Raw genomic sequence first — 13,160 nt, 5'->3', positions numbered from 1 at the left:
TTACTCTCATAAATCATTTTGTATCCACCATGAATCAAGTTCGCTATTTCAACATTATTATTATCACCTTATTTCTCATGGGTTGTGAGACTGTTTATTACAACACTATGGAAAAATTTGGCGTTCAGAAGCGAGATATTCTTACTAGCCGAGTTGAAAAAGTAAGAGATGCCCAAGTAGACGCTAAAGATCAATTCCAATCAGCTCTCGAACAATTTTCTTCTGTCGTTAATTTTGATGGTGGGGACTTGGAGGTGATGTATAAAAAAATGAATGGAGAGTATGAAGATAGCGAATCAAAAGCTAAAGCAGTCAATAACCGAATTAAATCTGTTGAAAATGTTGCCGATGCCCTATTTGCAGAATGGGAAGGAGAACTAGAGCAGTATAGTAATGCTTCGCTAAAAGCACAAAGCAGGCAGGAACTGATTGAAACTCGAGCACATTACGAAAAGTTGTTGCAATCTATGAAACGGGCCGCAGCAAAAATGAATCCAGTCCTAACTACTTTCCATGATCAAGTGCTTTTTTTAAAGCATAACTTAAATGCAAAAGCGATTGCTTCTTTACAGGGTAGTTTAGATGGAATTAAAACTGATGTGAGCAAATTAGTAAGTGAAATGGAATCTGCGATTGATGAAGCTAATAGCTTTATTCAAACCTATGAAGCTCAAAATAAGAAAGAGAGTAAATAAAATATAAGCTATCTAAAAACGGGCGCTTTAATTAAAGCATATTAGTTTTTTAGTAGAAATAATTAAGCGATAGAGGAAGTCTTTCCTTCTTTGATGGAATGAGGACGTACTTCCTCAAGTTGTTGGGCAAGTGTTTGGCTAAGGTGTTCAATTGCCGATCCCATGATTAATCCTGCGTGCATGTGATAAAAGCTAAGCTTACAGGAGATAGGTTCATGAATCCCTTGCCTATGGCTCGTATCAAAAGAACGCCATGCAAGAATGAGTCGATCTGCATGAAAGCTATCTACGCAGAGCCATTCTTTATTATCTAGGAGCATCAAAAGACCTCGATGCTTAGGTAATGGTATCTGTAGGGGGTTGCTGATTCTTCGTAGTGCTAAGCGAACACGATTAAAATGAACCGCATCAATGGTCTTCGGCATTGTCCGAAGGGGTGATAGTTCGTTGCTGTCATTATCATATATATTCACAACCTACTCCTCCCTATCTATCCTAAATAGCAAAGCTATCTATATTATTAAACGATTATTTCATTTATACCACTTTCTTGAGCTAATGATTATTATTTTTTATCTACAGAAATTAATTATCTTAGTACTTATCTATTTGAAAATACGGCTGGCTCGGATATCTTCTGCTTCAATAGTAATCAAATCAATCTTATTTAATTTTTTACCCCGAGATGCAAATAATCGATTGGCTTGACGAAGACGGGCACGATCAAGGGCGTTACGAATAGATCTAGCATTAGAAAAATGCTCAAGTTTCATTCGTTCTGGAATATATTCTGCAAATGCTTTCTCTCCTTCAGTACTAAAGCGATAATTTTGGTTAGCCAGCATAATTCTAGCAATCGCCATGAGCTCGTCTGGAGTATAATCAGGGAAATCTAGATGGTGGGCAATTCGGGAACGCATTCCTGGGTTACTTAAAAAGAACCGATCCATCTTATCCTTATAGCCTGCGAGAATAACCACGAGATCATCTCGATTATTTTCCATGATTTGCAGTAGGATTTCGATAGATTCTTGGCCATAATCCCGCTCATTTTCTGGCTTATAAAGATAATAAGCTTCATCAATAAACAGCACGCCCCCCATGGCTTTTTTAATAACTTCTTTAGTTTTCGGAGCAGTATGACCGATATATTGACCTACAAGATCATCTCGAGTTACGGTAATTAAATGACCTTCCCGTACATAACCTAGTCTTTTTAAAATTTCCCCCATACGTACAGCAACAGTAGTCTTACCTGTACCTGGATTGCCAGTAAAATTCATATGCAAAGTAGGCGTTTCAGAGAGAAGCTCAAATTGCTTACGTAACCGATCGACTAATAAAAGAGCAGCAATTTCATGGATACGGGTTTTAATAGGTTTTAAACCGATAAGCTCTTTATCTAGCCGATCTAAAACCTCTTGGATATTAGAGGATTTAAATTCAGCATCTAAATCCACCGATGAATTTTCAGCTAAAACCGCACCTGTATTTTTATTATCATGACTCATGATATCTGCTCCTTTGATATCTAACTGAATCACGGGTCTTTTTTATAAGACCCGTGATAAAGAAGTTTAGTAGAAATTAATACCGCTCACCTTCTGGCTTTTGGGCAGAATAACTACTGACGGTATAACGGACTTTACGCCCTTCCCATTCTTGACGTACTAAGCTAAACCCAGGCTCATTCTTAGGACGGTTGACAATATAGGACATAGCAGGAGATTCAGTACCACGAACACTACTATAGGCAGTTACCCGAATATAGTGATTAGGATAAGTTTTACGGCACTCGTTGATCTCCATTAAAATTCCAGCAGGATCTTTAAGATCAAACATAGGTAAGCCAAATAATTCCCAATAGGTGTTACGAGGATGGGGATCGTCGGTGTATTCTATGTTTACTGCCCAATTGTTTTTTAGAGCATATTTAATTTGAGCTAAAATTTGATCGTCAGTTAAATCAGGCAGAAAAGAAAACTGCCCTTGGGTGAGACGATTTCCGTGATTGGTCATCATAATTGAGTATTCTCCTAATCTTATTAAACGCTACCAGTAGCAGTAGGTACAAAGTCTGCAGTATCAGTGGATTCGTAATTGAAGGTAATATCTTTCCAAGTATCTAGAGCAGCTCTAAGGGGTGAACACCATTTAGCAGCAGCTTCAAGAATTTGTGGGCCTTCTTTCATATAGTCACGACCTTCGTTACGGGCCATAATCATGGTCTCAAGAGCAACACGATTAGCAACAGCTCCAGCTTGGATACCTTGTGGGTGACCAATAGTACCGCCACCAAATTGAAGTACCACATCTTCACCAAGATAATGAAGGAGTTGATGCATTTGACCGGCATGGATACCACCGGAAGCAACAGGCATAACCTTGTTTAAAGAAGCCCAATCTTGGTCAAAGAAAATTCCATGTTCAAGGTTTTGTGGAACATAAGTCCCAAGTAGGGTATCGTAGAATCCTTTAGTGATAAGTGGATCACCTTCGAGTTTACCTACCACAGTTCCTGCATGGATATGATCCACCCCTGCCATCCGCATCCATTTGCAGATTACACGGAAATTCATGCCATGATTCTTTTGACGTGAATAGGTGGAGTTACCAGCACGGTGGAGATGGAGAATCATGTCATTCTTACGTGCCCACTTGGCCATAGATTGAATGGCAGTATAGCCAATAACTAGGTCAATCATAATAATGGTAGAGCCTAGTGCTTTAGCAAATTCAGCACGCTCATACATATCTTCCATGGTAGCAGCAGTAACATTAAGGTAATGCCCTTTGACTTCACCAGTAGCAGCAGAGGCTTTGTTTACAGCTTCCATACAGTAAAGGAAGCGATCACGCCAGTGCATGAAAGGCTGGGAGTTAATGTTTTCATCGTCTTTAACGAAGTCAAGACCACCCTTTAGGGCTTCATAGACAACACGACCATAGTTACGGCCAGAAAGACCTAATTTTGGCTTAGTAGTAGCACCAAGCAGTGGACGACCAAACTTATCTAAACGCTCACGCTCTACTACAACACCTGTGGCTGGACCTTGGAAGGTCTTTAAGTAAGCAACAGGAATACGCATATCTTCTAAGCGAAGGGCTTTGACTGCCTTCATGCCAAATACGTTACCAATAATAGAGGCAGTTAAGTTGGCAATAGAGCCGGGCTCAAATAAATCTAAATCATAGGCGATATAAGCAAAATATTGAGCTTCAGTTTTAGTACCTTCTCCAGTGTTAGGTACTTGATCTACTCGGAAAGCTTTTGCACGATAAAGTTCGCAAGCGGTAAGGCGATCAGTCCATACTACCGTCCAAGTAGCGGTAGAAGATTCTCCGGCAACCGCTGCAGCTGCTTCTTCTGCCTCGATCCCTGTTTGAGGGGTAATCCGAAACATAGCGACTATATCAGTATCTTTAACTTGATAGCTTGGTTCCCAATAACCCATATTTTTGTAAGGGATAACACCAGACTTATAACGTTCTTTTCCTTCGGCCATAGTTGCCATAATGTCTATTCTCCGTTAATTAATTAACTAATTAGTAGGTCGCAGCTAAGGATAATAGCTCTTTAACTCAAAACCTAGCCTTTATGTTCCTATAGTTCATCATAAAATGAAACTAAATTTTTTATATTGTCACCATAAGTTTTTATTTATGGTTAGTTTAAAAAATTCCATTTTTTTAATGAATGCAAAATTAGAATTATTTTCAATTAAAATATAGAACTTATTGATTAAGTATCAGATATAATGTGTTTAATCTAATTTTAAGAATAGGTATCTATATCCTGTTTCTTGATCATAAACATGTACCCGTATCTTAGTTATAATGGGGATTTTAAAATTAAGATAGGTATACTATCTAACCGAGTTAAGTTTGTTTTGACTTAATGGAGACTAAAGAGAATGTCCGAGAAAGGAAAATATCGTTCCATTTTTTCACCTGCTTCTCCTGAAGAAATGGAAAAAAACTTTGAAAGTTATTGGGAATATACTCAAGAGCATACTGGGGGGCTTTTAGAAGAAGAAAAAGATTTAGTTAGAAAAAAAGCGAGATTACAATACTTTAAGGATAATCCAGTACGGGCTAAGAACCCTATTGATAAGGAAGCATTCTATCGTAATTATATGAAATTCAAGGATGATCCTAGTAAAGTAGATCGTAAAGTTCTATGGCTTACTAATGTATATAAATTTGCTCGCCATGAATGGGCTGGCATTACAGCTGCTTGGGATGCAGAACCTGTCATGGCAGATTCTAAAAAACTTACCCAGAAAATTAGCCGTCTACATATGGCAGAGGAGTTTTGCCATGCCCGTCTTTTCTATGAGATGTTACAAGTGTTCAACCTAGATAAAGCAGAGTGGGCGCTCTTTGGTCCTTTTACTCAAAAATTCTATTACTATTTTGTTCACCTTCCCGGTCTAATTAAAGATATGCCAGCCTTTAATATGGAGCTTATGGGTACTACTTTTTATAAACATTTAGATGTTTTAATTGATGATGTGTTTGCTGATGAGCCTGAAGCAGCACAACGACTAAGAGAGCTTTTATATGAGATTACTATTGATGAGCTTGCCCACTTAGGCCAGCGGAGAAATTTCCTAAGCCCAATGCAAGTGAAAATCGCAAAAGCAACTACCCCAGCATGGTATCGTTATTTCTTTAGAAGCTGCGTTCCAGAAGGAAAATACTTGTTCAATGTAGAGAAAATGATCCAAGATGGGCTTGATTTTGACTATAGCCTCATGGACGATAAGCTCATCGATCAAAGTTGGGTACCCACTTATTGCCAAGCCTAAGAAGTGAATCTTTAAATTCACTTCTTAAAATAGCTGGGAGAGCTTGTATAGCTAATCATTAGCCAGTAACTGATGATCGCAATTATAAGCTTTCCCATAAGCATAAGGAGATGAATAACTTCTAGGAAGCCGAGTCCATATGATATGCGTTGCATTAAGGTTTGCAGCTTTCTCCAAAGCGATATATTTTGCTTTATTATATTCCTGTCTAGAGATGGTTTTACCCCAGCCTGAAAATCCTTGAACACGACCTAAAAATTCACAACTGCTTACCTCCTGAGATGTTGCTTGCTGGATATCATCTATTTTTCTAGCATAGGAGATTCGCATTGGTAAGATACACATACTTGACAAGAGTAAACTAAAAATAAATAAATAACTCATTCGATTCCTTTTTTATATTAAGTTTCATATCTATTATTTATAAGGATATAAAACGATATTCTTTATATTAGTGCTTTAGTGTAACACCTTAATTTCATATTAAATTTTATTATACACTTTTAATGGATTATTCACTTCTCACTGCCCTCTCTCCTATTGATGGTCGTTATGCTAATAAAGTAGATAGATTACGTCCAATTTTTAGTGAATATGGGTTACTACGCTATCGAGTTATTGTTGAGGTTCAATGGCTAACTTTATTAAGTAGCTGTAATGAAATTCATGAGGTACCCAAATTAAACGAGGAATCTAAGCAATTTCTAGCCTCTATTATTGATAATTTCTCAGAACAGCAGGCACAACGAATTAAAGAGATAGAAACAACCATAAACCATGATGTTAAAGCAGTAGAATATTACTTAAAAGAGCAATTTAAAAATTGTCCTGAATTACTAAATATTAGTGAATTTATCCATTTTGCCTGTACCTCCGAGGATATTAACAATCTTGCTTATGGGTTAATGCTGAAGGATGGGTTAGAACAAGTTATCTTTCCTCAAATGGAATTGCTCATTGGGCAAATTCAGGATCTTACTCATCGCTATCAACAAGTTCCTATGCTTGCACGTACCCATGGTCAACCAGCATCACCTACTACACTGGGTAAAGAAATGGGAAATTTTGCTTACCGCTTATCATTGCAGTATGAAAAGATCAAAGAAATTCCTATTTATGGAAAGATTAATGGGGCAACAGGTAATTACAATGCCCACCAAGTGGCTTACCCTGAAATTAACTGGCTTGAATTAAGCCATGATTTTGTAATTCAGCTAGGGCTTTCTTGGAATAAATACACTACCCAAATTGAGCCTCATGATTACATGGGGGAAGTTTTTCAAGGCATCAGTCGATTTAATACTATTCTGCTTGATTTTTGCCGAGATATTTGGGGATATATTGCATTAGGTTACTTTAAACAAAGAGTAATCGAAAATGAAGTAGGATCCTCTACCATGCCTCATAAAGTCAATCCAATTGATTTTGAAAATGCAGAAGGCAATATCGGTATTGCTAACGCCCTTTTTACCCATCTAGCCGAAAAACTACCTATCTCTCGCTGGCAACGGGATCTCTCTGATTCTACTGTGCTGAGGAATTTAGGGGTAGGGTTTGCCCATTCTTTGGTAGCCTATCAAGCTACCCTTAGAGGGATACAAAAACTAGAAGCCAACCAAATACAAATGGATAACGATCTGGAGGCAAATTGGGAAGTTTTATCTGAGGCAATCCAAACGGTAATGCGTCGCTATGGAATTCCAGAACCCTATGAGAAACTTAAGCAAGTTACTCGAGGGAAAAAAATAACTCAGCACCACCTACAGGAATTTATTGCTAGCTTATATTTACCATTAGATGCTAAAGAGCAACTACTTAAACTCACTCCCCATAATTATATTGGTTATGCAGCACAGCTAGCAAAAGAAATTTAGCTCTACTTTAGACGTTAAGATTGATACTTATTCATTGCTTCAATTCGTAGTCGCAGGGCATTAAGCTTAATAAATCCTTCAGCATCTTGTTGCTTATAAGCGCCTGCATCTTCCTCAAAAGTTGCAATCTGTGGCATAAACAAGCTATGCTCCTTTGATTGCCGTCCTAATACAATCACATTACCTTTATACAATTTTAGAGATACAAGCCCGGTTACAGTGGCTTGAGAAGAATCAATAAGCTGCTGTAATAATTTCCGTTCAGGAGACCACCAATATCCATTGTAAATTAGGCTTGCATACCGAGGCATGAGTTCATCTTTAAGGTGAGCTACTTCCCTATCTAGAGTTAAAGACTCAATTGCTCGATGGGCTTTTAGCATAATGGTACCCCCAGGAGTTTCATAGCAACCTCTGGATTTCATTCCTACATATCTATTTTCCACTAAATCTAACCGCCCGATTCCATGTTTATTTCCTAAGAGATTTAGAGTTTCTAATACTTTAGCAGGACTTAGAGATTCCCTATTAACTTTAATAATATCCCCTTGTCGATACTCAAGCTCTATTTCATCTGGTTGCTCAGGGGCTTTTTCTGGAGAAGTAGTCCAACGCCACATGGATTCTTCAGGAGCACACCAAGGATCTTCTAGCAACCCACCTTCATAGGAAATATGCAATAAATTTGCATCCATAGAATAAGGGGATTTTCCTTTTCGTTTTCCTTCAATAGATATTCCGTGCTGATCTGCATAGGCAAGTAATGTCTCTCTTGATGTTAAGTTCCATTCTCTCCAAGGGGCAATTACTTTAAGATTAGGAGATAGGGCATAAGCTCCCAACTCAAAGCGTACCTGATCATTGCCTTTACCCGTAGCCCCATGTGAAATTGCATCAGCACCAGTTTCATGGGCAATTTCTACTAGTCTTTTAGCGATCAAAGGACGAGCAATAGAGGTACCTAGTAAGTACTCCCCTTCGTATAAAGTATTCGCTCGAAACATAGGAAAAACATAATTCTTAACAAATTCTTCTCGTAAATCTTCAATATAGATTTTTTTTACGTCAAGATTTTCAGCCTTTGTTCGGGCAGGTGCTACTTCTTCACCTTGACCGATGTCTGCAGTGAAAGTAATAACTTCACATTGGTATGTTTCTTGTAACCATTTTAGGATAACGGAGGTATCCAGCCCTCCAGAGTAGGCTAATACAACTTTACGAATAGTAGACATGGGATAGCTATTATCTATATAAAATTATTTAGAGAGTGATTAAGTTTGGTTTATTTTAAACCATTCTTTTATGGTGTACTTAGAATATTCTGATTCTGCACTAGCATCATTAACTCCTGTTTAGAAAATCCTGCCTTAAGTCTTGCATCATAATTAAGTGCCCCCTTAGGGATGCTTTTAAAAAACTGCCTAATCAGACTAGAAAAAGTATCTTCGGGATTTAAATTGCGTATTTTACAAAAATACCGAAACCAATAAGATCCAATAGCGACATGGTTTATCTCATCTCGAAAAATAATTTCCAAAATAGCAATTGCTCTTAGATCTCCTATTGCCCTTAAGCGCTCTATCATACTCGGGGTTACATCTAGCCCCCTTGCTTCCAGCACTCTTGGGACAAGTGCCATCCTAACCATAGGATCATAAGCTGTTTTTTCTGCCATTTCCCAAAGACCATTATGAGCAAGAAAATCTCCATACTGATAGCCTAGTGAATGTAAATGTATATTCAGCAAATAAAAATGATGGGCTTCTTCAGCTGCAACTTGTATCCAATGACTATAGAATGCTTCAGGTAATCCTTGAAAACGGTATATAGCATCCCAAGCTAGATTTATTGCATTGAACTCAATATGTGCGATGGCGTGGATAAAAGCAGCTTTTCCTTCAAGAGAATGTAATTTACGTCGAGATAAGTATTTTGGAGCAACTAAGCGTAAGATCTGAGGTAAGCCTGGAATCAATTGAGCACTATAAGTGGATGGAGAAGAAATAGTTAATTTATCTTCTTTCCAGATCTGTGCTACTTGTTGAGTAGCGTTAATTTTTTCTTCAGGATCGCAAATGGTAAGGCAGTGAAGGGCTGCATCAGCTAGGGATATTCCTTCCATGTTAGAATAAGTACAGTATATTTAAATTTTTACTTAAAAGTAGCGGATACCATCTGAATATATAGTACTGTTATAGAGGAGCATTCTTCTAACGGAAAAATGGAAGTATATAATAAAATTAAGAAATAAAATAATCAGTTAGGGAAAATATTATGCTTGTTTTAGACGCAATTAGCCCAGCACCTAGATGTTTACGTATGTTTCTTTTAGAAAAAAATATTCAATTAGATAGCCAGTTTATTGATGTTATAACTGGGGAAAACCGAGAAACTGAGTATCTATCTATTAATCCTGCAGGGCAAACCCCTAGTTTACAGTTAGATGATGGTAGCTATATTACAGAATCATTAGCAATTGCAGAATACTTAGAAGAGCTCTATCCTCAACCAGTATTAATTGGTAATAACCCAAAGGAACGAGCAGAAACTCGTATGTGGTGGCGACGTGTGGAGCTGAATATTACAGAATTTATTCATAACGCATTTCATTATAGTGAAGGATTAAATCGTTTTAAATCTCGTATTCCTGTTGTTCCAGAGGCTGCACCCGGTTTAAAAATGGTAGCTCAAGATAGAATTCAATGGCTAGATAGTATGATGCATGGTCTTTATTTATGTGGAGATCGTTTTTCAGCAGCGGATATTTGGCTTTATGTCTGGTTAGATTTTGCAAATCAGGTTCAAGTAAACCAACCTATAAATTTTAGCCAATTAAAACACCTATCTAGTTGGTTTGAAGAAATAAGTAAAAGATCAAGTGCTCAATTAAGCCAAAAACCTCTTCATGAAATTAAAAAAAATTCATAAAATATAGCTCTATTCTCATAGTTATGAATTTAATGTAGGTTATTGATTATCCTAGTCTAGAATTCAGTGAAACTATTAATTCGCACTCTCCAATTAAGTAAACATTTATGTAATGGAAAAACCTAATAAGTTTAGCTACGAAAATTTGCTTCAATGCGCCCAAGGCGATATGTTTGGCCTTGGTAATGCACAACTACCATCTCCACCAATGCTTATGGTAGATCGTATCACTCATATCAGTGATAATGGCGGCAAATTTGAAAAAGGGAAAATTATTGCAGAGATGGATATTAAACCTGATTTATGGTTTTTTGACTGCCATTTTAGCGGAGATCCAGTCATGCCAGGATGTTTAGGATTAGATGCCATGTGGCAATTGTTAGGTTTTTATCTCGCTTGGCTAGGGGGATTAGGTCACGGTCGAGCACTAGGATCAGGGGAAGTGAAATTTACGGGACAAGTAACTCCTAAAAATAAACTAGTCACTTATCATATTGATTTAAAAAGAGTAGTAATGCGTAAATTAGTGATGGGAATAGCAGATGGTACTATGTTCGTGGACAATCGTGAAATTTATACTGCTCAGGATCTTCGCGTTGGGCTTTTTACATCAACTGAGAGTTTTTAACTCTACTTAATAATACCAGAGATTCCTTATAGGCATAAGTATAGTTATGCCTATAAGAAAATAAGAGAAACAAACAACTTACTTTTTATTCTTCTTTAATTGCTTTTATACTTAGACGAATTCTGCCTTGCTTATCTACTTCTAAAACTTTTACACGAACTATATCCCCTTCTGAGAGTTTATCACTCACATGATTTACCCTTTCATCTGAAATTTGAGAAATATGAAGTAAGCCATCTTTACCAGGGAGGATAGTCACAAAAGCGCCAAAATCCATTAATCTAGATACTTTTCCCTCATAGATCTTCCCAACTTCTATATCAGAGACAATCTGTTCTACTCTACGCCTTGCTTCTAGTCCATTCGCTTTATCGGTAGAAAATATCTTTACAGTACCATCATCGCTAATATCAATAGTAGCACCTGTTTCTTCAGTTAGAGTACGTATTGTTGCACCACCTTTGCCGATGATGTCTCGAATTTTATCGGGATTAACTTTGAAAGTTACCATTCGAGGAGCATACTCAGACATTTCCCCCCGAGGAGTAGAAATAGCTTTATTCATCTCATTTAAAATATGAAACCGCCCTTCCCTAGCTTGAGATAGAGCAGTACGCATTATCTCTTCGGTAATTCCATCGATTTTTATATCCATTTGCAAGGCTGTTACACCTTTTGCCGTACCCGCTACTTTAAAATCCATATCACCAAGATGATCTTCATCACCAAGAATGTCGCTAAGTACTGCAAACTGACCACCCTCCTTAATTAGCCCCATGGCAATGCCTGCTACAGGAGATTTAATGGGGACACCTGCATCCATCAAAGAAAGGCTTGTACCACATACCGTTGCCATTGAGCTGGAACCATTAGATTCCATAATTTCAGAGACTACCCGGATTACATAAGGAAAATCTATTTCACTAGGTATCACGGCACTAATACTGCGCTTAGCTAGCCTACCATGACCAATTTCTCGCCGTTTTGGTGCACCCACCATACCCACCTCTCCTACACAGAAAGGTGGAAAATTATAATGAAGCATAAACCGCTCTCGGTATTCTCCATCAATAGCATCAATCACTTGAGCGTCTCGCTCAGTGCCTAAGGTGGTAGTTACTAATGCTTGGGTTTCTCCTCGAGTAAAGAGTGCTGAACCATGAGTTCTAGGTAATAGTCCAACCATAATACTAATAGGTCGAACTTCATTTTTATTGCGACCATCAATTCGTTGTTTTCCAGAAATAATTTGCCCTCTTACAAAGTTTTTTTCTAGACGATTAATCGCTACTAATACTTGATCAGAGCCCCATTTTGGGACCTCACCTAGTACGAGTTGTTGTACTATAAGTTCACGTGCCGATGCCAAATTCTCTTGGCGATCCTGTTTTGATTGAATTTGGTAGGCACTTTCTAAATGCTTTTTCCCAATCTCCTCAACTGCTGACTGTAAATCAGTATCCTCTAAAGGTGGTTGCCAATTCCAAGGTGTTTTTCCTATTTCTGCAACTAACTCTGCAATTGCTTGGATCACTCCTTGCATTTCTTGATGACCAAACATCACGGCACCTAACATAATTTCTTCAGGTAATTCTTGTGCTTCTGACTCAACCATAAGCACTGCTTTTGCTGTACCTGCAACTACTAAATCTAGGGCTGATTTTTTAGCCTCGTTAGTGGTTGGATTAATTACGTATTGCCCATCGATATACCCAACCCTTGCAGCTGCAATAGGAGTGCTAAATGGAATACCAGAAATGGCAAGTGCAGTAGATGCGCCGATAATAGCAGGAATATCTGAATCATTTTCTCCATCTGAAGAAAGGACAGTAGCAATCACTTGCACTTCATTAGTGAATCCTTTTGGAAATAAGGGGCGTAGAGGACGATCAATAAGACGAGAAACTAGAGTTTCTTTTTCTGTAGGTCTACCTTCTCGCTTAAAAAATCCACCGGGTATTTTACCAGCAGCATAAGATTTTTCTTGAAAATTTACAGTAAGTGGAAAAAAATCCCGATTTTCACTCACTGCTTTTACACCTACTGCGGTTACTAACACAGTAGTCTCACCATAATGGACAATGACAGATCCAGTAGCTTGCCGTGCCATATAGCCGGTTTCAATAATAAGCGTATGATCGCCATATTCAATTACTTTTTTAACTGGAGTCACATTATAATCCTTATAAATAGTGAATAAATGTTCAAAAGAGAAAATCTATAT

General features: G+C 37.8%; 13 protein-coding genes. 5 read left to right on the top strand and 8 right to left on the bottom strand.

What is annotated here, in order from left to right; translation table 11 throughout:
* Positions 1–29: 29 nt before the first annotated feature.
* Entirely contained in the window at positions 30–695 is a 666-nt protein-coding gene (locus OOL07_RS03010) for a DUF2959 domain-containing protein (RefSeq protein ID WP_264694944.1), read from the top strand.
* A 62-nt stretch (positions 696–757) separates the two neighbouring features.
* Here OOL07_RS03010 and OOL07_RS03005 read toward each other — a convergent pair whose 3' ends face one another.
* From OOL07_RS03005 to OOL07_RS02990, 4 genes are all read right to left on the bottom strand, one after another.
* Positions 758–1,168 (bottom strand): hypothetical protein, encoded by a 411-nt coding sequence (locus tag OOL07_RS03005; protein WP_264694943.1) that lies wholly within the window; start codon positions 1,166–1,168, stop codon positions 758–760.
* A 132-nt stretch (positions 1,169–1,300) separates the two neighbouring features.
* Entirely contained in the window at positions 1,301–2,206 is a 906-nt protein-coding gene (cbbX, locus tag OOL07_RS03000; RefSeq protein WP_264694942.1) for a CbbX protein, read from the bottom strand.
* Between the two features lie 76 nt (positions 2,207–2,282).
* The gene (locus tag OOL07_RS02995; protein ID WP_264694941.1) at positions 2,283–2,717 is read right to left on the bottom strand and encodes a ribulose bisphosphate carboxylase small subunit; all 435 of its coding nucleotides are present in this window, start codon (positions 2,715–2,717) and stop codon (positions 2,283–2,285) included.
* 23 nt (positions 2,718–2,740) lie between these two features.
* On the bottom strand, positions 2,741–4,210 hold the full coding sequence (locus tag OOL07_RS02990; RefSeq protein ID WP_264694940.1) for a ribulose-bisphosphate carboxylase large subunit: 1,470 nt from the start codon (positions 4,208–4,210) through the stop codon (positions 2,741–2,743).
* A gap of 399 nt (positions 4,211–4,609) precedes the next feature.
* Between OOL07_RS02990 and OOL07_RS02985 the strand changes: the two genes are divergently transcribed.
* Positions 4,610–5,506 (top strand): hypothetical protein, encoded by an 897-nt coding sequence (locus tag OOL07_RS02985; protein ID WP_264694939.1) that lies wholly within the window; start codon positions 4,610–4,612, stop codon positions 5,504–5,506.
* Positions 5,507–5,557: 51 nt separating this feature from the next.
* Here OOL07_RS02985 and OOL07_RS02980 read toward each other — a convergent pair whose 3' ends face one another.
* Positions 5,558–5,890 carry a hypothetical protein gene (locus tag OOL07_RS02980; RefSeq protein ID WP_264694938.1) on the bottom strand — a complete coding sequence of 111 codons (333 nt, stop codon included), beginning with the start codon at positions 5,888–5,890 and terminating at the stop codon, positions 5,558–5,560.
* 122 nt (positions 5,891–6,012) lie between these two features.
* On the opposite strand from OOL07_RS02980, the gene purB reads away from it, so the two are divergent.
* Positions 6,013–7,380 (top strand): adenylosuccinate lyase, encoded by a 1,368-nt coding sequence (gene purB / locus OOL07_RS02975; RefSeq protein ID WP_264694937.1) that lies wholly within the window; start codon positions 6,013–6,015, stop codon positions 7,378–7,380.
* A 14-nt stretch (positions 7,381–7,394) separates the two neighbouring features.
* Here the strand turns inward: purB and OOL07_RS02970 are convergent, their stop codons facing one another.
* On the bottom strand, positions 7,395–8,612 hold the full coding sequence (locus OOL07_RS02970; protein ID WP_264694936.1) for an argininosuccinate synthase: 1,218 nt from the start codon (positions 8,610–8,612) through the stop codon (positions 7,395–7,397).
* A 68-nt stretch (positions 8,613–8,680) separates the two neighbouring features.
* Entirely contained in the window at positions 8,681–9,502 is an 822-nt protein-coding gene (locus tag OOL07_RS02965) for a ferritin-like domain-containing protein (RefSeq protein ID WP_264694935.1), read from the bottom strand.
* Between the two features lie 152 nt (positions 9,503–9,654).
* Here OOL07_RS02965 and OOL07_RS02960 point away from each other — a divergent pair, with 152 nt between their 5' ends.
* Positions 9,655–10,308, top strand: coding sequence for a glutathione S-transferase family protein (locus tag OOL07_RS02960; protein ID WP_264694934.1), 654 nt, complete (start codon positions 9,655–9,657; stop codon positions 10,306–10,308).
* Positions 10,309–10,420: 112 nt separating this feature from the next.
* The gene (fabA, locus tag OOL07_RS02955; protein WP_264694933.1) at positions 10,421–10,936 is read left to right on the top strand and encodes a 3-hydroxyacyl-[acyl-carrier-protein] dehydratase FabA; all 516 of its coding nucleotides are present in this window, start codon (positions 10,421–10,423) and stop codon (positions 10,934–10,936) included.
* An 85-nt stretch (positions 10,937–11,021) separates the two neighbouring features.
* On the opposite strand, the gene pnp is transcribed toward fabA, so the two are convergent.
* Positions 11,022–13,109, bottom strand: coding sequence for a polyribonucleotide nucleotidyltransferase (gene pnp / locus OOL07_RS02950; protein ID WP_264694932.1), 2,088 nt, complete (start codon positions 13,107–13,109; stop codon positions 11,022–11,024).
* Between the last annotated feature and the right edge of the window lie 51 nt (positions 13,110–13,160).

The organism is Candidatus Nitrosacidococcus sp. I8 (assembly GCF_945836005.1).
GTDB lineage: Bacteria > Pseudomonadota > Gammaproteobacteria > Nitrosococcales > Nitrosococcaceae > Nitrosacidococcus.
The sequence above is the reverse complement of the archived record's forward strand: the minus strand, read 5'-3'. Positions and strand labels throughout refer to the sequence as shown.

Bases quoted from the DNA above. Each gene is read 5' to 3' on its own strand.
- fabA (WP_264694933.1), top strand. From the start codon at position 10,421: ATGGAAAAACCTAATAAGTTTAGCTACGAAAATTTGCTTCAATGCGCC.
- OOL07_RS03010 (WP_264694944.1), top strand. From the start codon at position 30: ATGAATCAAGTTCGCTATTTCAACATTATTATTATCACCTTATTTCTC.
- OOL07_RS02960 (WP_264694934.1), top strand. From the start codon at position 9,655: ATGCTTGTTTTAGACGCAATTAGCCCAGCACCTAGATGTTTACGTATG.
- cbbX (WP_264694942.1), bottom strand. From the start codon at position 2,206: ATGAGTCATGATAATAAAAATACAGGTGCGGTTTTAGCTGAAAATTCA.
- purB (WP_264694937.1), top strand. From the start codon at position 6,013: ATGGATTATTCACTTCTCACTGCCCTCTCTCCTATTGATGGTCGTTAT.
- OOL07_RS02965 (WP_264694935.1), bottom strand. From the start codon at position 9,502: ATGGAAGGAATATCCCTAGCTGATGCAGCCCTTCACTGCCTTACCATT.
- OOL07_RS02985 (WP_264694939.1), top strand. From the start codon at position 4,610: ATGTCCGAGAAAGGAAAATATCGTTCCATTTTTTCACCTGCTTCTCCT.
- OOL07_RS02980 (WP_264694938.1), bottom strand. From the start codon at position 5,890: ATGAGTTATTTATTTATTTTTAGTTTACTCTTGTCAAGTATGTGTATC.
- OOL07_RS02970 (WP_264694936.1), bottom strand. From the start codon at position 8,612: ATGTCTACTATTCGTAAAGTTGTATTAGCCTACTCTGGAGGGCTGGAT.
- OOL07_RS02990 (WP_264694940.1), bottom strand. From the start codon at position 4,210: ATGGCAACTATGGCCGAAGGAAAAGAACGTTATAAGTCTGGTGTTATC.
- OOL07_RS02995 (WP_264694941.1), bottom strand. From the start codon at position 2,717: ATGATGACCAATCACGGAAATCGTCTCACCCAAGGGCAGTTTTCTTTT.